This window comes from Sulfurovum indicum (assembly GCF_014931715.1).
Classification (GTDB): Bacteria; Campylobacterota; Campylobacteria; order Campylobacterales; family Sulfurovaceae; genus Sulfurovum; species Sulfurovum indicum.
Genome location: NZ_CP063164.1, coordinates 1,766,862 through 1,787,401, shown reverse-complemented (window position 1 = coordinate 1,787,401; position 20,540 = coordinate 1,766,862). Strand labels below are relative to the sequence as shown.

Below are 20,540 nucleotides of genomic sequence, written 5' to 3'. Positions count from 1 at the left end.
GGCAGTATGTACAAGTTAGCCATCAACCGACCCATAGCAACACTGATGTACGTCTTTACTCTGGTGATCTTCGGATTGCTGAGTTTTAAAAGTATGCCCTCGGCACTCTTCCCCAACGTCGATTTCCCGATAGTGACCATCAAGACCATCTATCCGGGTGCAGAGGCGAGTACGGTTGAATCACAGGTGACCGACAAGATCGAAGAGGCGATCTCTCGTATCGGCGGGGTCGATACGATCATCTCTACCAGCTCGGAAGGTGCCAGTGTCGTGACGGTGAAGTTCTTTCTCGAGCGTGATATCAATGAAGCAACCAATGATGTGAGGGACAAAGTCTCTGCCGTTTTGCTGCCTAAAGATGCCAAAACACCGCTGGTAAGCAAACTCGATATCGGAGGTGCACCGGTCATTAATGTCTTTTTGACTGCAAAGAATGACAGCATTAAGAATCTGATGCTTTTTGCCGATGAGAAGGTCAAACCTGCCCTACAGAAGATCAACGGGGTAGGTGCCATCAATATTATCGGGTATAAAGATAGGGAGATCAAGATATTCCCCGATATTCATGCACTTAACAAGTACGGTATCACCATACGTGAGCTTAATGCCATTGTTTCGCGTGAGAATGTCAAGATCGGCGGCGGGAAGCTCATCACTGCGACCAAAGAGCTCATCCTAAAGACAAAAGCAGATGCGTTGAGTGTAGAAGAGCTGAAGAATATCGTGATCAAGGATGAGGTACGCCTCAAAGATGTCGCCAAAGTAGAAGATACCCTCAGCGACCCGGATAGTTATGCCTCTTTCAACGGGGTGCCGGGTGTCATGCTGGAAGTGCAGAAGATCTCCGGGACCAATACCCTTGAGATCGTGCAGCGGGTTAAAGAGACGGTCCCGGCTTTACAGAAGATGTCAGAAAACAGGTACGGTGTGCAGACGCTTCAGGACACCTCTCCCTTCATTATCCATTCACTTAAAGATGTAGAGTTCGACCTGATCTACGGTGCCTTTCTCGCAGTCATTATTATCTTCGGATTTCTGCGTAACTTTACTATTACGATCGTCTCTGCCCTCTCTATTCCCATCTCTATTTTGGGAACCATCGCACTGATGAATCTCATGGGATTTGATCTCAATAAAATGACTCTCATCGGGCTGACACTTTCCATCGGGATCATTATAGATGATGCCATAGTCGTGCTGGAGAACATTTACAAGAAGATGGAAGCGGGTATGGGCAGGTTTGATGCGGCAGTGGAAGGGGTCAAAGAGATGGCATTTGCCATCCTTGCCATTTCAGCGATGTTGCTGGCAGTATTTATTCCGGTTGCTAACATGAGTGGGATTGTTGGAAAGTTTTTTGAGAGTTTTGCTATGACGGTAGGGTTTGCAGTGATCATCTCCTACACGGTAGCCCTGACCTTTATGCCTAGTCTGAGTGCGAGGGTACTCAATAAAAAAGAGAGCCGCTTTTACAATGTCACCGAGCCGATCTTCAAAGGGATGGAGAAGGTCTATGATGTCATCTTGAAACTGGTATTGCGTTTCAAGGTTATGACCCTCATTCTGGTATTGGCGGCATTTGCAGGTTCTTTGGCACTTTTCCCGAAGATCGGTATGGACTTCATTCCTAAAGAGGACAAGGCGGAGTTTGAGATCAAACTGCGTGCACCGGCCGGTATCTCGCTTGAAGAGATGATCAAAGAGTCCAAGATGATTGAGAAGATGGTGAAGGAGGACAAGAGTGTCGCCTTTACGACACTGAGTGTGGGCTACAATGCAGTCAAAGAGAAGAACAAGGCACTTATTTACGTAAAACTCATTCCTAAAGATAAACGTGAAATGCACCAGGAAGCGATCATCCAGCAGTTCAGACAGAAGCTCAAGCCTTACAGGAAGAAGATGTTCATTACCGCAGCGGCGATCCCAAGCATCAAAGGGGCGGGGGTCTCCGTTCCCTACCAGATCGTGCTGAAGTCAGATTCGTTCAAAAATCTTGAAGTCGCCAAAACACGGCTTGTAGACTATCTTGCCAGGAAAAAAGGGTTTGTTGACATCGATACGAATATGGATGAGGGAAAACCGCAGATCGATATTAATATTCTCAGAGAGAATGCCAACCGACTGGGTATCTCCGCTTCACAGATCGCACAGGCGATTTCCATTGCATTCTCCAGTGACCTTGAGATCTCCTATTTTGAAGAGAAAGGGAAGCAGTATAATATCACGCTCCGGTTTGATGATGCCCACAGGGTCTCTCTGGAAGACTTGAAGATGATACAGCTCAGAGCCGCCAACGGTCAGCTGGTTTCTCTTGACGGGCTGGTGACCTTCTCGCGTACAAAATCACTCGCTTCTATCTACCATTTCGATAGACAGCGTCAAGTGACGATCTACTCTGATCTTTTCGGGCTTGATCTGGGTGGTGCGGTCAACTATACCAAAGAGGGAATCGACAAGCTTTTGCCCAAGGGTGTGAGCTACAAATTCACCGGTTTTGCCGATGAGATGGTCAAGACCAACAAGGCTTTTGGTGCGGCACTGGGGCTTTCGGTTATTTTGATGTTCATCATTCTGGCGATCCTGTATGAGTCTCTGGTACAGCCTCTTATTATCATGATGGCTCTGCCTTTGAGCATCATCGGAGTGATGATCGCGCTTTTTTTAAGCGGAGAACACTTCTCTCTCTTTGTTATGATCGGCTTTATGCTTCTGATGGGAATGGTGGGAAAGAATGCTGTTTTGCTTGTAGATTTTGCCAATGAGGCCATTGACAAAGGGAAAGATGCCAATACAGCGCTTTTGGAAGCAGGTGAAAAAAGGCTTAGACCTATTCTGATGACGACCATTGCAATGATCTTTGCAATGCTCCCTCTGGCATTGAGCGACTCGCTGGGAAGTGAGACAAAAGCGCCTATGGCCATAGCAGTCATTGGGGGATTGGTCTCGTCGATGATTCTGACGTTGCTGGTTGTACCGGTGATCTACAAAATGATCAATCCTCTGGACAGATGGCTTAGAAAGTGGTATGAGGGAAAAGTAAGTGGGTAGGAAAGATTAGTATGTTTGTTACGATAGCCGCCATGACAGGCTTTGTTCTCTCAATAGTACTGGTCCCGTGGATCATTGTACAGATACCCTCAGACTACTTTTCCTATCCTCAACGGCAGAAGTATCTGTGGAGCGGGTGGCATCCGCTTATCCGTATGATCGCTATCATTATGAAAAATATGCTCGGGTTTATCTTTGTGGCAGCGGGAATTGCGATGTTGGTATTACCCGGACAGGGTTTGCTGACAATCCTTGTCGGTCTGTTTCTTATAGAGTTTCCCTATAAATATAAAGTGGAGAGGTGGCTGATCAAAAGACCTTTTATATTCAAAGCGGCTAACTGGATCAGGAGAAAAGCCAATCGCAGTCCGTTAAAGATCTGAAAAAGAGTAGAGAAGATTTGTTACGTACCAGCTTTGCCTGATTGCCGTTAAAAGTTTGGTATAGGCAGGGCTTACACCATCTGGACAGGATTGTTGGTATAATATTCTTTAAAGAGTCTGTCAATGTTGTAAAAGTTATGGGTATACTTTAATTCAGGTACGATAAGGGAATAAAGTGCCAAACATCAAAAGTACAGGACAAATATCATTGCCGCAGGCGTGGCAGTAAAAAGTATAAGGTATACAAAATGGAGATAAAGGTACAGAAAAAAGCATCCGGAATACAAAAAAGTGAACCGGAGAATCCGCCTTTATGAAAAATATAGACAAAAATGTGGTCATGCTGGGGTGGGTAAGTTTTTTTACCGATATGGCATCTGCCATGATCAACCCGATTTTGCCTATTTTTGTTGTTGTTGTTTTGCATGAGGGGATGGATAAACTGGGTGTGATTATTGCAGTTGCCACCTTTGTCTCTTATGCATTGCGTCTGGTATCGGGGTATCTCTCTGACCGGTATGGTATCGTAAAGCCGCTTGTTGTCGGAGGTTATGCTCTTTCTGCACTGAGTAAACCCCTGATAGGTATCTGCCACGGCTATAAAAGTGTCGCATTGCTTAAAGCCTTTGAGCGTCTTGGCAAAGGACTGCGTTCTGCACCTAAAGATCTGATGATCTCTGAATACAGCAAGACCAATGCCTCGGGTAAGACTTTCGGTTTTCACAAGATGATGGACATATCAGGAGAACTAAGCGGTATTTTGATCCTTTTTGGTATATTGCTGTATTTCGGACAGAGTGAAACTGTGATACGAAATATCTTTTATGCAACCTTGGTCCCCGGCATTGTGGGACTGGTTCTGGTTATATTCTTTGTCAGTGATATTCCAAAAAGCAAACCATTTTCAAATCAGGCATTTACTCTGACGGACAATGATAAAAAAACCATTGCTTCTTTGTTTTTGTATTTTGTATTTTTACTCTTTGTTTTCAGTGATGCTTTCTTTACAATGCAGGCCAAAGAGGTAGGTATCGCTACAGCTGTTATTCCACTTCTATTTGCTGTTTCTGCGGGAGTACAGACATTAACCAGTTATACTTTTGGTATATTTGTAGACAAGCTTGGGGCAAAGCCTGTTTTGGTATTTGCTTATGCATGCGGTGTGCTCGCGCAGGGCTTTTTGTATCTTCAGAAAGCATACTTTACCTGGATAGCCTATGCTTTTCTGGGTTTGTTTACCGTGGCATCTCTCAATGCCAACCGTGCATTTATCTCACAAAATGCAGATAACAGGGGTTCCGTATATGGAGTATTTTATGCAGGTGTGGCTTTTTTTGGTGCGGCAGGTGCCTACATGAGCGGTATGATATGGGAGTACTGGGGGATGCAGACGGTATTGTCTTTCTCACTGGCAGGTACCACATTGTTGACCCTGTTGTTTGTGACAATACTTCTTCAAAATAGAGAGAAAGGAAACGGATAACGTGCATACAATCACTACATGGGTAGAAGCATTTGCTGGTCTGGGACTTTTTTTGTTCGGTATGCTGTATCTTGAAAATCAGATCAAGATCTCGGCCGGCCGCGCATTTAAGACTATTGTTGCCCATGCAACAGCAACACGGTTTAAAAGCTTGTTGACCGGTTTGGGAGCTACTACACTTTTTCAAAGTTCTTCGGTCGTAACACTTATGGCACTTTCACTTATTGGTGCGCAGATGATGAGTCTGGAGAGTGCTATTGCCGTAATATTCGGTGCAAATATCGGTACAACTGTTACTGCATGGATCGTTGCGCTGGTTGGTTTCAAGATGGATATCAAACTTCTTTCCTATGTATTTATAGGGATCGGCGGACTTGGCAGTGTCCTGGCGGGAGAAGAAGGAAGATGGAGAAACTATTTCAGTATGCTGGTAGGATTTGGGCTGATCTTTTTGGGACTTGAAGGGATGAAAGAGAGCTTTGGGGTATTTTCACAGAATTTTGATCTCTCTTCCTATCTCTACAGCAGTCCCTATCTCTATGCATTTATAGGTCTTGCAGTTACGGTGATCATTCAGTCGAGTTCTGCAGCGATTGCCATTGCACAAAGTGCCATTTTTACCCATATGATCAGTTTTGAAGCAGCGGCAGCATTTGTTATAGGCGCCAATGTGGGAACCACTGTAACAGCTATTTTGGGTGCCATAGGCGGGATACCCGATAAAAAACGTACAGCAGTTGCACATCTTGTTTTTAATCTCTCAACGGCACTTGTGGCACTTTTGGCACTGCCATGGCTTATTTTGCTTACCCGAAGTACCTTTCCCAATGTTGACGGTGTAGTACAGATAGCACTCTTTCATACCTTGTTCAATGTATTGGGTGTGGCATTATGGTATCCGTTCATTTCCATGCTTGACAGAGGTGTGAAGCACCTGTTTACAAAAGAAACTATCCATGTTACACGATATATTCACAATGTATCGGTAGATGTACCGGATCTGGCAGTGGATGCTTTGGAAAAAGAGATGCAGCATCTGAGTGAGAAGATCGAAGAATTTGCACTTCTGGCCATTAATATTCCTCCTCCAAAGGTGTATGAACAGCATGCTGCTGTTGATAAACTGCTTGAACAGTATGATGGAAACTTTGATATATCATATGAAAAACTCTATGATAATATCCGTCTGCTTGAAGGTGAGATCTACCGTTATATCTCTTTGCTTTCGGCTAAAAACACTACGGAAAGCTATCAGGTGAAAATCAATCAATATCTTCGCCAGACAACCTACCTGGCAACTGCCGCAAAAGATATAAAAGATATACTTTATGATCTGGACAGACTCTATAATGCTATAAGCAGTGAAGAGAGATATTTTTACAAGAACATACGTTACCAGATACTTAAAAGTGTACTTGCCTATCACCGGGCCAGAGAAGGAGAGAGTGCCTGTATTGATGAGATGGAAGCTACCTATAAGAAGATAGCTGATTCCTACAGGAACAGTATGCACCTTATAGAGAACATTGCTAAAAATACCAATATAAGTTCAGCTATGACGACTATTACGGTCAATGATATGCATCTTGTTAAAAGTTTTTCAAAATCACTGCGGAACGCACTGGTCCTGAATACGAACGGACATATAGGAGGAGAAGAGAATGCCTGAGAAAAAAAATATCTCACTAGTATTGGGAAGTGGCGGTGCAAGAGGGTATGCGCACATCGGTGTTATTGAAGAACTGATTAAATACGGTTATGATATCAGATCGGTTTCGGGTTCCTCCATGGGGGCACTGATAGGCGGTCTGTATGCTTGCGGTAAACTGGATGCCTATAAGGAGTGGGTGTTGGGACTTGATCTTTTTGATGTGGCAAAACTGGTTGATTTCTCCTTTACAGGAACGGGGATCATTCATGGAGATAAAGTATTCCGTGTCATTGAAAAAATGGTTGGTGATATACTGGTCGAGGACCTTCCTATTCCTTTTACGGCAGTGGCAACAGATCTTGTCCGACAGAAAGAGGTCTGGCTTCAGAAAGGAAAGCTTATAGATGCCATTAGAGCATCCATTGCTATTCCTACGGTGTTTACACCAAAGCAGATCGGTGATCGTCATCTGGTAGATGGTGGAGTACTCAATCCTCTCCCTATTGCTCCAACTGTATCGGACGATACCCATATGACGATCGCTGTGAACCTCAGTGCCAATATTGCAAAGTCATACCATATCGATATCCCCCGACGAGAACAGGAAAAAGCCAGCGGTATGCAGGAGATCTTTCTTGAAATGGCCAAAAAAGCCGAGGAGCTGTTTGCCCGTGAGAAAAAAAACAGCTTTGATGAGATGGGTATGTTCGATATCATGGGTCGTACGATAGATATTATGCAAAATGCTATCATGGAGTGCAAAATGGCTGGTTACTCACCCGATATCATTATAGGTGTTCCCAACAATGCCTGCGGTTTTTATGAATTCAACAGGGCATATGAACTGATAGAACTGGGGAGGATGATTGCCAAAGAAGAGCTTGGCGGGGGTATATAGGAAAAGTTGAAGGTACTCTGGTCTTGTATGAAGCAATTAACAGAGGGTACAATAGCCCAATCAGTATTTTGTAAATTTATTCCTACCGGTCTGCTTTTGGCGAATCGAGGTATCGTTCAAGGATGATCTTTGCCGCTACAGAGTCAAGACGTCCGTCACGTTTATGTCTGAAGTCCCCCATTGTCAGCTCTTTGGCTTCGAAACTGCTTCCCTGTTCATCCTGATAGACGACAGGAATAGTGAGTGCAAGGAGTGAGACGAAGTGTTTGATACGTCTTTCCATCTCCTCTTCACTGGAGCCGCCTTTGGGAAGGCCGACGACAAGTGTTTCTATCTCCCACTCTTTTAAAAAAGCGTTGATGTCATGTGCAGCCTGTTTGCGGTTCTTTCGAAAAATGGCATTTTGGGGAAGTACTATCTTCCCGTCAAGGCAGATGGCAATACCGATACGTTTGAGTCCTACATCTATACTGGCGAGTTTCATGGTGTAAGTATAACCAATTTTGGTACACAATTAGAAGCTTCAGTAAATAGTTATAAGTTTTTAAAATATTTTAGACTATATTTTTATATTGATTGTGTAAAATAGGATTTTGGAGGAAATCAATGAAACAACGGATACTATTTTATATCTTTGGACTTTCGACACTGCTTTATGCAGGCAGTACAAATATCCAGGAGATCGAAACATACTGGGTGTGGATCGCACTTTTTGCACTGGGGGTAATAGGGATTATGATCCTTTTTGTCTCATCCAGACAGATCACGAAGCTTGACAGACTGCATCAGGAGATGACTGTAAAGCAAAAAGAGATAGAAAAAGCACAGAATCTCTTCTTGGCAAATATCAGTGAAAATATTCATGAGATCGTAGAAAAGATCTATCAGGAGGCAGGTGCCAATGTGCAGAAGAGAGGTCTTAATGAAGCAGTAAAAAGAAAAAAGCTTCTGGATGTAACGAACGATCTTATCGAGTTTCTGCGTCTTAAATCGAAAAAGGTCAGAATTATCCATGAAAAGTTCAACCTCAATAACGTATTGAACGAAGTCTCAGGTTCTGTATCTTCCAAATTCAAAGGAAGTTCCGTTGAGCTCATCTTTGATATAGACAGTAATATTCCGCGTTATCTTGTCGGTGATTCGCTTAACCTTGAAAAAGCGCTTCACAATATTCTTGAATATATTCTTGGTGAAGTACACAGTGGTGAGGTGACACTTGAAATATGCATGTTCGGTACTTATGAAGAGAAAGTAGAGCTACAGTTACGATTGACTGATATGGGTGCGGGCATGAGTGAAGAGGAGGTTGAAAAAATCTTTATTCCGACGTATGATGAAAAAAACAAAAAGTATACAGGACTGGGACTTTTTGTTGCCAAAGAGTTGATCGGGATGATGGGTGGAGAATTGGCGGTACACAGTATTGTAGGGAAAGGCACGACCTTTACAATGACTTTGCCGTTTAAGGTTCTTGATCCAGGCAATAAAAGAAATTACCGTCTGCCTGAAAAAATACTGACTGCAAAAAATGTGTTCATTGTTGACAGAAGCTATAACTCTGCACTTGCTATTAAAAAGATGTTCGCGTATTTCAGACATGATGTCAAAGTACTTTCCAAGGAAGAGTTTCTTAGAAGAAGGCATGATCTGAGTACGTATGACATCATTGTGCTTGACAAATCACTTTTCAATATTCATACGGCTGAATACCTGGGTAAACTGAAAAAGGAGAAAGATATCAGGGTGATTGCACTCAATTCCCTGCTTGAGAAGGATGAACAGAGTCAAGCCAGTGAAGTGGCCGATAAAACCCTGATCAAACCAGTCAATCAGGAGCGTGTCTTTGAACTGATCATCAACCTCTATACTGTTGACAGAATGAAGCTGTCTGAATATAGAGACGAAGCGACAGAAGAGAACTCCCTGACACATAGAGGAGAGATTCCGGCTACGGCGCATATTACACAATCTAGCTTTAAAGATTTCAGCGGAAGACGCCTGCTGATTGTGGAAGATGATGTGATCAACCAAAAGGTCCTTACCAATATTCTTAAAGTTTCAGGTATGGAGATTACTATTGCAAATAATGGGCGCAAAGCAGTGAACATCATTAAAGAGAGTGATGAGATGTTCGATCTGGTACTGATGGATATCAATATGCCGGTGATGGACGGCTATGTCGCTACCCAGATGATACGCCTTGAAAGTCGGTTTGATACGCTGCCGATCGTTGCATTTACGGCGTTGGCACTGGAGAGTGAACGGAACAAGATCTTTAACAGCGGAATGAATGCCTGTCTTACTAAGCCGCTCAATATCGGTAAGCTTTATACCGCCTTTAAAATGTATATGCCTGTATCTGAACACAGTACAGTATCGGATGAAGGGTATAAACCGGTGTCAAACGATATACTTGATATTCAAAATGGTATCAGGCATACCAATAACAATGAAGGGTTCTATATGGAGATTCTTGCCGAGTTTGTTGATGCGTATGGAAAGAGTGCAGCGTATTTTGCACAATTGGTACATGAGCATCGCTATGAACAGATAAGAATGCTCTGTGTTGATATGAAAGGACTTACCGGAACCATTGGGGCCAGAGAGATGTACGAGATGATAGCGACCATTCATCAGAAAGTGCTTTATCAGCAGGAAGAGCTTTTGGTGAGCTATATTGCTCCTTATGAAAAAGAGCTTGATAAACTGACTAAGGAGATCGAACGCTACCTGGAGAGTTAAACAGTAAAGTCCCCGTCATAGTAGAGCCATTTTCCTTTTTCTTTGAGAAAACGGCTCTTTTCACGTAACAAGCCTGAAGAGAGTTTTGCTTCAAAAGTTACATAGGCCTCACTTTCTGTTTCGCTAAAGGTTATAATGGATAGGCTGAGAAATAGTGTGCCTCTGCTAAAAGCAAGGATCTCTTCTCTCCATCTTACCGTGTCGTCTGTAAAATCATCATTATCCGGATGTGTTGTATCTATAATGTAGTCGGCCAGTCCCAATGCATAGGCACAGTAGCGTGACTTCATTAGAAGGAGGGCAGTGGCAGGCAAAGCTCCTTTGTGGTATTTTTGACAGCATTTTTTATATTTAAAGCCGCTTCCGCAGGGACAGGGAAGATTGGGTGAAGGTTTCTTCATCAGCGTATCTCTGCAATAAATGCATCTTTTTGAATGGTCGTACGTATTTTATCGCGTAGAACAAGTGCTTCAGACCTTGTTTTATAGGGACCAATGAGCAATTTTGAGATCGTCTGTTTTCCTTTTGGAAACTTGATGATTCTATATTTGAATCCATGACGGGTAATATTGTAAAGAATCGAAGCCTGAGGTCTTCCGACAAATGAGCCTACCTGTACATAAAAATTTCCTTTTGTACCGGTGGGCTCGATCTGCTGTATCGGTGCCCGGATCACAATAGCTTTTCCTTTTGGCTCTGTTGCTGTGCTTTTTGCCTTTGCAACAGTGGTATTTTTCAGTGTCTGTTTGTTTTGCCATGTCTGTTCGCTGAGGGCCAATGCTGTACTGCTTTGAGGCAGATATCTTCTGCAGATACGAAGCCGTTTTTTGTAGTAGGGTGACGTGAAAAGGTTTGAGTAGACTACCTCCTTCTCTGCAGTACTGGCATGGGTGAACCACCCGTCACCCAGATACATGCCTACATGTGTGATCTTGTGTGGTTGTCGTTCCTCTGTAGCAAAAAAGATAAGATCACCGTATTGGAGCTCATTGGGAGAGATACGTTTTCCGTTCTTTGCCTGTTCTCTTGCAACGCGGGGTATCTCTATACCCATGGAGCCATACAGATAGTAGGTAAAGCCTGAGCAGTCAAAACGGTCAGGACCCTCTTCTGCCCAGACATAAGGGCTTCCCTGCAGCTGCCTGACCATCTTGTCCAGATTTTTTTTGTCAGGAGTATAGCGTACTTCAGGTTTTATGATCTCATAATGCGGATTTTTGGGGTAAGGGTCAGGTTTGCATCCGGCAATGAACAGTGGCATGCATGCAGTCAGAAGTAAAAAAACATATTTCATAACATAGATTATAGATGAAACTCTTTAAAGGGAGCCTTTAGGGGACTGCTTTTTCCGGTAGTCCTTTATCAGGGGTCCATGGTGTAGTATAGCGCAGGTCCAGTACGGCCATTTTTTTCAATGGTGCATCACAGTCCATATATTTGGCACGTTCGTCTTCACTTAAATAGCGGCGGCACAGTTTCATACGTTTCATATATTTTGGTTCTTTGTCGAAATGGCTGATCGTGACTTTACGCTCTTTGCTGCTGGCATGGGCGAACCAGCCATTGCCCAGATATATACCTACATGATTAATACGTTTACTCCTCTTGTTTGTCGATCCAAAGAAGATGAGATCTCCATAGATAAGGTTTTGGAATGGGATTTTTTTCCCCATTTTAGCCTGTTCACTCGCTGTTCTTGGTATATCAACACCCATGGAACCGTAAATATTGTAGGTAAGTCCCGAACAGTCAAAGGCATAGGGCCCCTCTTCGGCCCAGACATAAGGTTTTCCAAGGTAGGAGTCAAGCAGTTTCTGAATATTCTCACGGTTGGGCTTGCAGCGTTTTTCAGGTTTAATGATATCGTAGTTGGGATAGTGATAGGGTTTTTTTTGTGCACATCCCTGAAAGAAGAGTATACTGGCACATATCAGTAGCAAAGGTTTCATTGTATACGCCTTTCAGAGTATGAGCATAGCATCTCCGTAAGAGAAGAACCGATAACGGTTTGCGATCGCCTCTTTATATAATTGTAACGTTTTTTCTCTTCCTATGAAAGCACTTACCAGCATAATGAGTGTACTTTTTGGAAGATGGAAGTTTGTGAGTAGATGGGTGACCCTCTGCGGCGGATTGAGAGGGTTTAGAAAAAGATCGCATTCCCCATGGGTTTTGCGTGTCCGTATATAATGCTCAATGGTGCGTGTAACAGTGGTACCGACGGCAAGAACGGGTGTTGTACTCTCAAGTATTTTTACTGATGCTTCAGGAATATGAAAATACTCCGAATGCATAGGATGCTCAAGGATCTTCTCAGCCTCTACAGGCTTAAAAGTACCTGCACCTACATGAAGCGTAATGGTGTGGGTAGGATGGTGTGCTTTAAGGGCATCAAAAAGTTTTGGAGTAAAGTGCAAAGAAGCGGTCGGTGCAGCAACGGCACCGGCATGTTTTGCAAAAAGTGTCTGATAGTCTTTTTCATCCTCTTTTTTGTCTTGACGTTGCATATAGGGGGGAAGGGGAATATGTCCGATCCTGTCAAGCAGCAGGACAAGATCTTCAAAACGCATCGGTCTGTTTTGATGTGAAAAGGTCACTATTCTGGAGCCGTCTTCATTGAGCTCTTGTACTGTGGCAGTAAGTTCTTCATCAAAAAAGAGTTTTGTTCCTATGTGCACTTTGCCCCGTATCATAACAAGGAAGTGATGGGCATCAAGTGGTTTGTTAAAGAGCAGTTCCACTTTCCCCCCACTTTGCTTCTGCCCGAAAATACGTGCCTTGATAACACGTGTATCGTTCAGAAAAACGTCACATTCGGGCAAAAAGTCCAGAAGATATTTGAACGTAGTATGGGTAATGGTATCGGTTTTCCTGTCATAGACCAGCAGTTTTGCATGATCTCTGGGATAGACAGGTTCGGAAGCTATGAGTTCCTGGGGAAGTTCATAGTCATAGCTTCGGGTAAAGAGTTCGGTAGACATCAACTGCTGCTTGAAACGCTTTCTTTTTCATCTTCATCTTCATCTTCATCTTCATCTTTTTTTTCAGGATTGACCATGCGAACGATGAGGATAGAAAGACCATAAAGCAGTACCAGCGGTGCTGCCATAAGCAACTGAGTGAGTATATCAGGCGGTGTCAAGAGAGCTGCAAGTACAAAGATAATGACGACAGCATACTTGAAGAAGTCGATCAGTGTACGGTCTGTAACCAGCCCAAGCAGTGCAAGAAAATAAGCGAATACCGGTAATTCAAAAGCAAGGCCGAAGCCCATCATGATTTTGGTAAAAAAGCCAACATAATCTTCGATGTTGATCAGAGGAGTATAAAGAAAGGAGCCGAAGGTTATGAGGAACTGAAATCCGAACGGTGTAACAATATAGTAGGCAAAAAGTACTCCGATAAGAAACATGAGGGAGCCGCCTACGACAAAGGGAATGACCATCTTTTTCTCATGTGAATAGAGGCCTGGTGCGACAAAAAGCCAGAGTTGATAGAGAATGAAAGGCATTGCTCCCAAAAGTGCTGCAAAAAAGGAAACTTTCAGCGCCACGAAGAAAGCACCGCCGACCTGGTGGGTAGTGATCTGACCATTGAAAGTATTATGGGGAGAAAGACCGTTGGAACTGTTGTTCTCCATCTCTTTGAGCATAGTTGTCAGCTCCTTGGCGGACTGTGCAGCCTCTTTAAGAAGTTGTGCCAACTTTCCCTCTGCCTCTTCAGAGGCGGCATTGAGTTTTTGGCTTAGTGTAGCGGCTGTACCGGATGTGGTTTTGACAGTTATATTCTGTTCTTGTGTCTGCATGGTCCAGGTCGCTTTATCCTGGGACTCGATAATACGTCCCACTTCGGTCAATGCATCATTCAGCGGCTGGGTGATCCATGTAAGGATGTGGTTGTGAAAAACAAATGCGATCACAAAAGCAATGAAAACGGAAAGAACAGAGAGTCCAAGACGCTTTCTCAGTTCGGCAAGGTGTGGACGTAATTCTTCAAACATCAGGCTTTGTCCTCATCTTCAGGTTTTGTATCGGTAGTAACAAACTTCTTCTCTTTCTTTTTAAAAGTAACTGTTTCCATTTTCGGTTCTACTTGTTGTGTTGGTTTATTCTCGTCAGCGTAAGGAGTTTTGGAAGAAGAGGGTGGTTTCTCTTCTATCGCTGCAGGTTCGTCCAGTATCTCATCCATGGAGATATTTTTGAAGCCCTGAAGTTCACTGGTGGCACTGTCAAGCTGTTTTTTATAGTTGAGTGCTTCCTCTTTGAGGTCCGCTATTCTCATCTCCTCTTCAAGAGAGCTTTTCGCATCACCTACAGTCTTTTTGATACTCTTCATGAATTTGGCGATCTGTACCATCGCCTCAGGAAGTTTGTCCGGTCCCAGAAAGAGGATCGCGATAATGGAGATAAGAAGTATTTCGGTAAATCCGATGCCAAACATGGTCTGCCTTCATAATAAATTGGATGTATTTTAACAAATTAATCTAAAAGGTAAAGAGCAAGAGTATCTGCAATGAAGAAATCAGGGTTAAAGAAGTGTGTTTTATTTTCTGTGAGCTTATGTTCATCCACAAGCATCTTTGCTTTCTGATACATCTTTTCGGACAAAGAGAACTTCTCAATGCCGATGTTGCTTCTGAGCCCCAAAAATATCTTTTCTGTAAGCAGGTTTTCGTGGCTGAGCAGTTCTTCATGAATAGTTAAAGGGTCTGAGATGTAGGCATTGATATCGTTTTGAGGGTAAAAACGCCTGTTTTGCCGAAATCCTACTGCACCTGCACCTGCACCAATGTACTCTTTGAGTTCCCAATAGCCTTTATTGTGTCTGCTCTGGTAGGTTCCGAAGTTGGAGATCTCATAGTGCTCAAAACCCCTCTTTTTTATTTCATCAGCCACAAAAAATGCAAGATTTTCATCTTCCTGACGGACGTCTGGCATAGAAGAGAACTTTGTTCCATCCTCTATGGTGAGCTCATAGGCGGAGATATGGTCAACCGGAAGAGAGAAAGCAGTTTCAATATCATGCTCCAGCAGGATTCTGTTATCACCCTGATAGTTGTAGATGAGATCGAGAGAGAGATGTTCAAAACCGGCTTTCCAGGCTGCTTCAATAGCCTTTATGGCCTGCTTTGGTGTGTGTGCACGGTTAAGGGACCTGAGCTTTTCCGCATGAAAGCTCTGCACACCAAAACTGATACGGTTTACACCTAGTGCCTTCATGCCTTTGAGCCATTGTTCTGTCGCAGAATTGGGATTGGCCTCTGTAGTGATCTCTATATCTTTTTTGCAGTAGGGTGCAAGCAGCTCAAAGACCGGCCGGTAGAGTTCCGGTGAAATGGTTGACGGGGTACCTCCTCCAATAAAGAGGGTCTCAATACTCTCTTTTGCAGTGTTGAAACGTTCAAGTTCAAAGGAGAGTTGCTCCTTGAGAGCCTGCATATAAGCTTCTCTTGTATCGAATTTGTCGACATAGGAGTTGAAGCTGCAGTAGTGACATTTGGAATCACAGTAGGGAATGTGTATATAGGCTAACAAAAATGGCTCGCTTTCAAATGGCTGTAATCGTATTTTAGATAGAATAATATCAGAAATTCCAGAGAAATTGTCGAAGTCTTGATTCAGGAGGCTTCATTTTTAAAAAATTACCGAAGATGAGTGTTTAGTATGCAAAATAAAAAGCGTTATCGCCCAAATGTTGCAGCTGTCATACTCTCTTCAAAGTATCCGGAAAAGTGTGAATTTTTTGTTGCTCACAGAAGCGATATTAAAAATGCATGGCAATTCCCGCAAGGGGGTATTGATGAAGGTGAGACTCCAAGGGAGGCGCTGCATCGAGAATTGTTAGAAGAGATCGGCTGTAACGATGTAGAGATTCTGGGGGAATTCCCGGAGTGGATCACCTATGATTTTCCAAGTGTGGCAAGGGGAAAATGCTATCCTTATGACGGACAGACACAGAAGTATTTTCTGGTCCGTCTCAAAGAAGAGGCCAAGATCGATCTACAAGCATTCGAGATACCGGAATTTGAAGAGTATGAATTTGTAGAGTATGAAGAGCTGTTCAGGAAAGTGACCTATTTTAAACGAAAAGTTTACCGCAGAGTGATTGATTATTTTATTCAGGAAGGATTGATTTAGTTATGTTAGTAGTACAGAAATACGGTGGTACAAGTGTCGGAGATTTGGATCGTATAGAAAATGTTGCCAACCGTGTAGCTAAAGCCAGAGATGAAGGGAAGGATTTGGTTGTGGTTGTTTCGGCGATGAGCGGGGAGACGAACAAGCTCATCAGTTATGCCGAACATTTTACAAAAAATCCTGCAAAAAAAGAGATGGATATGCTGCTCAGTTCGGGTGAACGTGTAACAGCAGCATTACTCTCTATTGCACTTCAGTCCAAGGGATATGATGCTGTAGCGATGACAGGTCGGCAGGCAGGGATCGTAACAGATGATCTCCATACTTATGCACGTATTGAATCGATCAATCCTGCAGCGATGCAGAATGCGATCGATCAAGGCAAGATCGTGATTGTTGCCGGTTTTCAGGGAGTTAACAAAGATGGTTCGGTCACTACGCTGGGACGCGGAGGGTCCGATCTTTCTGCAGTAGCACTTGCGGGTGCGTTGAAAGCAGACCAGTGTGAGATCTATTCGGATGTGGACGGTATCTATACGACCGATCCCCGCATTGAGCCCAATGCAAAAAAGCTGGATATCATCTCTTATGATGAGATGCTTGAGATGTCAAGTCTTGGAGCAAAGGTTTTACAGAACCGTTCTGTTGAATTGGCAAAGAAGCTGGGTGTCAGGCTCTATGCAAAGAGCAGCTTTACAGACAATGAAGGAACATTAATCACAGAGGAGAGTAATATTATGGAAGCGGTTTTGGTAAGCGGTGTGGTTCTGGACAAGAACCAGGCAAGAGTGACACTTAGAGGGGTTTCGGACAGACCGGGCATTGCTGCAGAGATTTTTACGGCATTGGCTGATGCGAATATCAATGTTGATATGATCATACAGAATGTTGGTACGGACGGCTCGACCAATCTGGGCTTTACAGTACCTCAAAGCGAGCTTGAGAATGCCAAACGTCTTATGGAGAGTTTTGATCATGATATTGGCGGGATGGATTATGATGAACATGTCTGCAAAGTCTCGGTAGTAGGTGTCGGTATGAAATCACATTCAGGCGTAGCGGCAACGGCTTTCAAGGCACTTGCAGCGAACAATATCAATATACAGATGATCTCCACGTCAGAGATCAAGGTATCGATGATTATAGATGAAAAATATGGTGAACTTGCGATCCGTACGCTTCATGAAGCCTATGAGCTTGATAAGTAGAGATTAGAGGTTATCCATGCAGCAACTCTTAAAGTGGACACTGGAAACCATTCGTGATGAAGATTGTTTTTCATGGATGGAAGAGTACCGCTATGAGTGGGCACCTCTGGCCAAGAATGCTGTAAGTCAGATACTGGAGGGGAAAAGTGTTCTGTTATTGACCGATGTTCCCCGAAAATGGTTTGGCAGGTATATCCTTGAGAATGTCAATGTATTGCAGAAGAGCCGACCGCTTTTACCAGTCTTTCCGATGGAAGAGATGGTCCCGGGTATCGGTACATTCTCTTCAACACAGGAGCTGCAGCTGCTTGAAGATATGCTCGACATCTCTTATCCGAACGGATATTTTATCTGGTATATCGGAAAGGGCGATCACCCTTTTACCAAATTCGCCTACCGTTGTAATGACAGTTTTCTCTGGATCATGGATGAAGAGGTAGAGAACAGTTTTCTACTTCGCAGCAGTGATGAGATGCTTGATATAAAGCTGCTGCAGCTCTACAAGCTTTTTGACAAGACACTTTCTGAAGCACTCTTTGGAGACCTTGATCTTGAGTCCTGATGTGAAATTGACAAGCCAGGTGCTTATCAGCAGTAATATCCTCCATACAATTGAAATACTGAAATCTTTGCAAAAGAGTGAGCGTTTTGTAGAGATAGTCAAGCTCGACCCAAAAGATGATACCTTCAAAGTTGAAGATGCCAAACTTGCCATAGAAAAAGCCTATATGGCCAGCGAAGAGACGACAGTGATCATCCTGGCAGCCAGGAGCTTCTCTCCCATTGTGCAGAACAAACTCTTAAAAGTGATTGAAGAGCCGCCCCCTAAAAAAGAGTTTATTCTTATTACACAGAGTAAGGCAACTATTCTTGCTACAATCCGTTCCCGTCTTCCTGTCAAGGTGCTTTCAGAAGAGGTCGAAGAAGAAGCACTGGGGCTGGATGTAGGGCAACTGGGACTGGGAAATGTATATGATTTTATTCAGGCACATAAGCGGACTGAGACAAAAAAAATGAAGCAGCTTATCGAATGTATCGGAAAAGAAGCAATACGTTCAGAGCAATTTGATCTTGATGAGAAAACATTGACACTTTTTTCCAATGCATTCATTGCACTGGACGTCGGTTCTCCTCCGCAATTTGTGTTGACGACACTGCTGCTTAAATTGTTGGCAAGAAAAAAACGCTGAATATCCAGTAACGCTATCTTTCATTATGCCACTTATACTATAATGTAGTTTCTCCTGCAGAAAAGGAAATAAAATGTTAAACGTCTATTTTGGTGAGTGGGGTGAGGGAAGATTGAAACGTCTTCCCTATCTGGGGTATCATATTCTACTGATGGTATTGATGTTTTCCGTAATATTCGGAATAGTCCTGGCAGTCGGTGCTTCAGTCAATTTACTGGATACAGACCTGATGTCAGCTCAGGCTTTTATGTTTGAAAAGTTTGGTCTCCTTGCAATTATATGTACACTGTTGTTTCTCTTAAGCGGTATGGTAGCACAAGTGAATATTCTGGCAAAACGTGTCAGAGACATGGGCCTGCCCGCATTCTGGACCATATTGGGCATGATAGCGGTTTCCATGCTGCTTAATATTCTTTTCCCTGCACAGCAGATGGAAGTGAATACGGCAGTGGTCTCGACAGCTGAAGGCACTTCTGCAGCACTTGCAGCCAATGCTACCGAGGCAAGTATAGTAGTACATCTGTTTGATCTGGCAGTTTTTCTCTGTCTGATCTTGATTCCGAGTGATACTTTCAATAAACGCGGTTAGCAGTATGAAACTTTACAGACTTGGAACAGTTACTGATAAAAAAGCAGCACTTAAAGCACTTGGTGTAGAGAGTGGGGGTATAGAGATCATGGTAAAGAAGATGGAGCTTCTTTACTTCTACATCAAGGAGCTTAAAACACCTGCTGCGAATATTCTTAAGCAGGATGCATTGAGTATCGGGGCAGAGCTTGCGGTTCCCGGAGGAGTGATTCTTTGTGAACAACCTACGTATGACTGTATCCTGATTGGTACACGCAAACATATGGAGATACTTTCCCGTAAAGAGCTTGCACAGCCTTTTGGTCTGAAAACAGTTGCTCAGGAACTTCAAAAGTTTCTCTCTCCCAAGATTTTTCCTCTGCAGATCATGGGGATCATCAATGCCAATGAGGACAGCTTTTATGCCGGCAGCCGTTTTGTGGCAGAGGATGCTATTGTACGTATCGAGAAAATGATAGAAGAGGGTGCTGATATTATTGATATCGGTGCGGTCTCCTCTCGTCCGGGTTCAGAGACGGTCAGTGAATCTGTCGAACTGGAACGGATCAAGCCTATCTGTGATCTGATCATCCGAAACAGGCTTGATGAGAGAGTAACATTCAGTGTTGACAGTTATACTCCTTCTGTAGTGGAGTATGCACTGAGAAGCGGTTTTACGATAGTGAATGATATTACCGGAGCGGACAACAGGGAAATTGTCAAGCTGGTGCTTGAACATGATGCCAAACTTTGTATTATGCATATGCAGGGGTCACCGAAAACGATGCAAAAAAATCCACACTACGAAGATGTGACGGCAGAGGTAAGTACATTTTTTGAAGAACGCATTGAAAAATGTGAAGCTATGGGTATGAAACGTGAGGATATTATTCTGGATGTAGGGATCGGTTTTGGAAAAACACTGGAGCATAATCTGACACTCATTAGAAATATGGAGCACTTTACACATTTTGGATGTGAAGTACTGGTGGGTGCAAGCAGAAAGTCGATGATAGACAAGATTATTCCTGCACCAACAGAAGCAAGACTTCCCGGTACATTGGCAATCCACCTTAAAGCAGTGGAAGAGGGAGCGAATATTGTGCGTTGTCATGATGTGGCAGAGCACAGGCAGGCTATGGCCGTTTGGGAAGTACTGCGGCAATGAAGTTTTTTTAGATAAACAGATGCAGGTGATATAAACCATAAGATGGTAGAATACGCAAACAATC

The 20,540-nt window shown here is 43.4% G+C and carries 20 protein-coding genes; 12 read left to right on the top strand and 8 right to left on the bottom strand.

What is annotated here, in order from left to right; all coding sequences use genetic code 11:
* Positions 1 to 6 precede the first annotated feature (6 nt).
* From IMZ28_RS08780 to IMZ28_RS08760, 5 genes are all read left to right on the top strand, one after another.
* The gene (locus IMZ28_RS08780) at positions 7 to 3,048 is read left to right on the top strand and encodes an efflux RND transporter permease subunit (protein WP_197548203.1); all 3,042 of its coding nucleotides are present in this window, start codon (positions 7 to 9) and stop codon (positions 3,046 to 3,048) included.
* 11 nt (positions 3,049 to 3,059) lie between these two features.
* Positions 3,060 to 3,431, top strand: a complete 372-nt coding sequence (locus IMZ28_RS08775) for a PGPGW domain-containing protein (RefSeq protein WP_197548201.1) — start codon at positions 3,060 to 3,062, stop codon at positions 3,429 to 3,431.
* Between the two features lie 313 nt (positions 3,432 to 3,744).
* On the top strand, positions 3,745 to 4,914 hold the full coding sequence (locus tag IMZ28_RS08770) for an MFS transporter (RefSeq protein ID WP_197548199.1): 1,170 nt from the start codon (positions 3,745 to 3,747) through the stop codon (positions 4,912 to 4,914).
* Between the two features lies 1 nt (position 4,915).
* The gene (locus IMZ28_RS08765) at positions 4,916 to 6,583 is read left to right on the top strand and encodes a Na/Pi cotransporter family protein (RefSeq protein WP_232087462.1); all 1,668 of its coding nucleotides are present in this window, start codon (positions 4,916 to 4,918) and stop codon (positions 6,581 to 6,583) included.
* Positions 6,576 to 7,463: a patatin-like phospholipase family protein gene (locus tag IMZ28_RS08760; RefSeq protein ID WP_197548197.1), complete on the top strand. Its 888-nt coding sequence runs from the start codon at positions 6,576 to 6,578 to the stop codon at positions 7,461 to 7,463. Before IMZ28_RS08765 ends, IMZ28_RS08760 begins: the two co-directional genes overlap by 8 nt.
* A gap of 82 nt (positions 7,464 to 7,545) precedes the next feature.
* On the opposite strand, the gene ruvX is transcribed toward IMZ28_RS08760, so the two are convergent.
* Positions 7,546 to 7,947 carry a Holliday junction resolvase RuvX gene (ruvX, locus tag IMZ28_RS08755; RefSeq protein WP_197548195.1) on the bottom strand — a complete coding sequence of 134 codons (402 nt, stop codon included), beginning with the start codon at positions 7,945 to 7,947 and terminating at the stop codon, positions 7,546 to 7,548.
* A gap of 122 nt (positions 7,948 to 8,069) precedes the next feature.
* Between ruvX and IMZ28_RS08750 the strand changes: the two genes are divergently transcribed.
* A complete protein-coding gene (locus IMZ28_RS08750; protein WP_197548193.1) occupies positions 8,070 to 10,205 on the top strand; it encodes a response regulator in 2,136 nt (711 codons plus the stop codon).
* Here IMZ28_RS08750 and IMZ28_RS08745 read toward each other — a convergent pair.
* The 7 genes from IMZ28_RS08745 to hemW are packed head-to-tail and all read right to left on the bottom strand — an operon-like array spanning position 10,202 to position 15,739.
* Entirely contained in the window at positions 10,202 to 10,606 is a 405-nt protein-coding gene (locus IMZ28_RS08745) for a YchJ family protein (RefSeq protein WP_197548192.1), read from the bottom strand. The two genes, IMZ28_RS08750 and IMZ28_RS08745, sit on opposite strands and share 4 nt — an antisense overlap.
* The gene (locus IMZ28_RS08740) at positions 10,606 to 11,499 is read right to left on the bottom strand and encodes an NlpC/P60 family protein (RefSeq protein ID WP_197548191.1); all 894 of its coding nucleotides are present in this window, start codon (positions 11,497 to 11,499) and stop codon (positions 10,606 to 10,608) included. The genes IMZ28_RS08745 and IMZ28_RS08740 overlap by 1 nt, the downstream gene beginning before the upstream one ends.
* Before the next feature lie 37 nt (positions 11,500 to 11,536).
* Complete coding sequence (locus tag IMZ28_RS08735; protein WP_197548190.1) at positions 11,537 to 12,154, bottom strand: C40 family peptidase; 618 nt, start codon at positions 12,152 to 12,154, stop codon at positions 11,537 to 11,539.
* 12 nt (positions 12,155 to 12,166) lie between these two features.
* Complete coding sequence (gene queA, locus IMZ28_RS08730) at positions 12,167 to 13,186, bottom strand: tRNA preQ1(34) S-adenosylmethionine ribosyltransferase-isomerase QueA (RefSeq protein WP_197548189.1); 1,020 nt, start codon at positions 13,184 to 13,186, stop codon at positions 12,167 to 12,169.
* A complete protein-coding gene (gene tatC, locus IMZ28_RS08725) occupies positions 13,186 to 14,205 on the bottom strand; it encodes a twin-arginine translocase subunit TatC (protein ID WP_197548188.1) in 1,020 nt (339 codons plus the stop codon). The genes queA and tatC overlap by 1 nt, the downstream gene beginning before the upstream one ends.
* Positions 14,205 to 14,645 (bottom strand): Sec-independent protein translocase protein TatB, encoded by a 441-nt coding sequence (tatB, locus tag IMZ28_RS08720; protein ID WP_197548187.1) that lies wholly within the window; start codon positions 14,643 to 14,645, stop codon positions 14,205 to 14,207. Before tatB ends, tatC begins: the two co-directional genes overlap by 1 nt.
* Before the next feature lie 38 nt (positions 14,646 to 14,683).
* Positions 14,684 to 15,739 (bottom strand): radical SAM family heme chaperone HemW, encoded by a 1,056-nt coding sequence (gene hemW / locus IMZ28_RS08715; RefSeq protein ID WP_197548186.1) that lies wholly within the window; start codon positions 15,737 to 15,739, stop codon positions 14,684 to 14,686.
* 129 nt (positions 15,740 to 15,868) lie between these two features.
* On the opposite strand from hemW, the gene IMZ28_RS08710 reads away from it, so the two are divergent.
* From IMZ28_RS08710 to folP, 6 genes are all read left to right on the top strand, one after another.
* Positions 15,869 to 16,342 (top strand): RNA pyrophosphohydrolase, encoded by a 474-nt coding sequence (locus tag IMZ28_RS08710; RefSeq protein WP_197548185.1) that lies wholly within the window; start codon positions 15,869 to 15,871, stop codon positions 16,340 to 16,342.
* Positions 16,343 to 16,344: 2 nt separating this feature from the next.
* The gene (locus IMZ28_RS08705; RefSeq protein ID WP_197548184.1) at positions 16,345 to 17,550 is read left to right on the top strand and encodes an aspartate kinase; all 1,206 of its coding nucleotides are present in this window, start codon (positions 16,345 to 16,347) and stop codon (positions 17,548 to 17,550) included.
* Positions 17,551 to 17,566: 16 nt separating this feature from the next.
* A complete protein-coding gene (locus tag IMZ28_RS08700; RefSeq protein ID WP_197548183.1) occupies positions 17,567 to 18,112 on the top strand; it encodes a HobA family DNA replication regulator in 546 nt (181 codons plus the stop codon).
* A 1-nt stretch (position 18,113) separates the two neighbouring features.
* Positions 18,114 to 18,740: a DNA polymerase III subunit delta' gene (locus tag IMZ28_RS08695; RefSeq protein WP_197548182.1), complete on the top strand. Its 627-nt coding sequence runs from the start codon at positions 18,114 to 18,116 to the stop codon at positions 18,738 to 18,740.
* Between the two features lie 73 nt (positions 18,741 to 18,813).
* Positions 18,814 to 19,329: a DUF805 domain-containing protein gene (locus tag IMZ28_RS08690; RefSeq protein ID WP_197548181.1), complete on the top strand. Its 516-nt coding sequence runs from the start codon at positions 18,814 to 18,816 to the stop codon at positions 19,327 to 19,329.
* A 4-nt stretch (positions 19,330 to 19,333) separates the two neighbouring features.
* On the top strand, positions 19,334 to 20,476 hold the full coding sequence (gene folP, locus IMZ28_RS08685) for a dihydropteroate synthase (protein ID WP_197548180.1): 1,143 nt from the start codon (positions 19,334 to 19,336) through the stop codon (positions 20,474 to 20,476).
* The last annotated feature ends 64 nt before the right edge of the window (positions 20,477 to 20,540 follow it).

Bases quoted from the DNA above. Each gene is read 5' to 3' on its own strand.
- IMZ28_RS08780 (WP_197548203.1), top strand. From the start codon at position 7: ATGTACAAGTTAGCCATCAACCGACCCATAGCAACACTGATGTACGTC.
- IMZ28_RS08775 (WP_197548201.1), top strand. From the start codon at position 3,060: ATGTTTGTTACGATAGCCGCCATGACAGGCTTTGTTCTCTCAATAGTA.
- IMZ28_RS08770 (WP_197548199.1), top strand. From the start codon at position 3,745: ATGAAAAATATAGACAAAAATGTGGTCATGCTGGGGTGGGTAAGTTTT.
- IMZ28_RS08760 (WP_197548197.1), top strand. From the start codon at position 6,576: ATGCCTGAGAAAAAAAATATCTCACTAGTATTGGGAAGTGGCGGTGCA.
- ruvX (WP_197548195.1), bottom strand. From the start codon at position 7,947: ATGAAACTCGCCAGTATAGATGTAGGACTCAAACGTATCGGTATTGCC.
- IMZ28_RS08750 (WP_197548193.1), top strand. From the start codon at position 8,070: ATGAAACAACGGATACTATTTTATATCTTTGGACTTTCGACACTGCTT.
- IMZ28_RS08745 (WP_197548192.1), bottom strand. From the start codon at position 10,606: ATGAAGAAACCTTCACCCAATCTTCCCTGTCCCTGCGGAAGCGGCTTT.
- IMZ28_RS08740 (WP_197548191.1), bottom strand. From the start codon at position 11,499: ATGAAATATGTTTTTTTACTTCTGACTGCATGCATGCCACTGTTCATT.
- IMZ28_RS08735 (WP_197548190.1), bottom strand. From the start codon at position 12,154: ATGAAACCTTTGCTACTGATATGTGCCAGTATACTCTTCTTTCAGGGA.
- queA (WP_197548189.1), bottom strand. From the start codon at position 13,186: ATGTCTACCGAACTCTTTACCCGAAGCTATGACTATGAACTTCCCCAG.
- tatC (WP_197548188.1), bottom strand. From the start codon at position 14,205: ATGTTTGAAGAATTACGTCCACACCTTGCCGAACTGAGAAAGCGTCTT.
- tatB (WP_197548187.1), bottom strand. From the start codon at position 14,645: ATGTTTGGCATCGGATTTACCGAAATACTTCTTATCTCCATTATCGCG.
- IMZ28_RS08710 (WP_197548185.1), top strand. From the start codon at position 15,869: ATGCAAAATAAAAAGCGTTATCGCCCAAATGTTGCAGCTGTCATACTC.
- IMZ28_RS08705 (WP_197548184.1), top strand. From the start codon at position 16,345: ATGTTAGTAGTACAGAAATACGGTGGTACAAGTGTCGGAGATTTGGAT.
- IMZ28_RS08700 (WP_197548183.1), top strand. From the start codon at position 17,567: ATGCAGCAACTCTTAAAGTGGACACTGGAAACCATTCGTGATGAAGAT.
- IMZ28_RS08690 (WP_197548181.1), top strand. From the start codon at position 18,814: ATGTTAAACGTCTATTTTGGTGAGTGGGGTGAGGGAAGATTGAAACGT.
- folP (WP_197548180.1), top strand. From the start codon at position 19,334: ATGAAACTTTACAGACTTGGAACAGTTACTGATAAAAAAGCAGCACTT.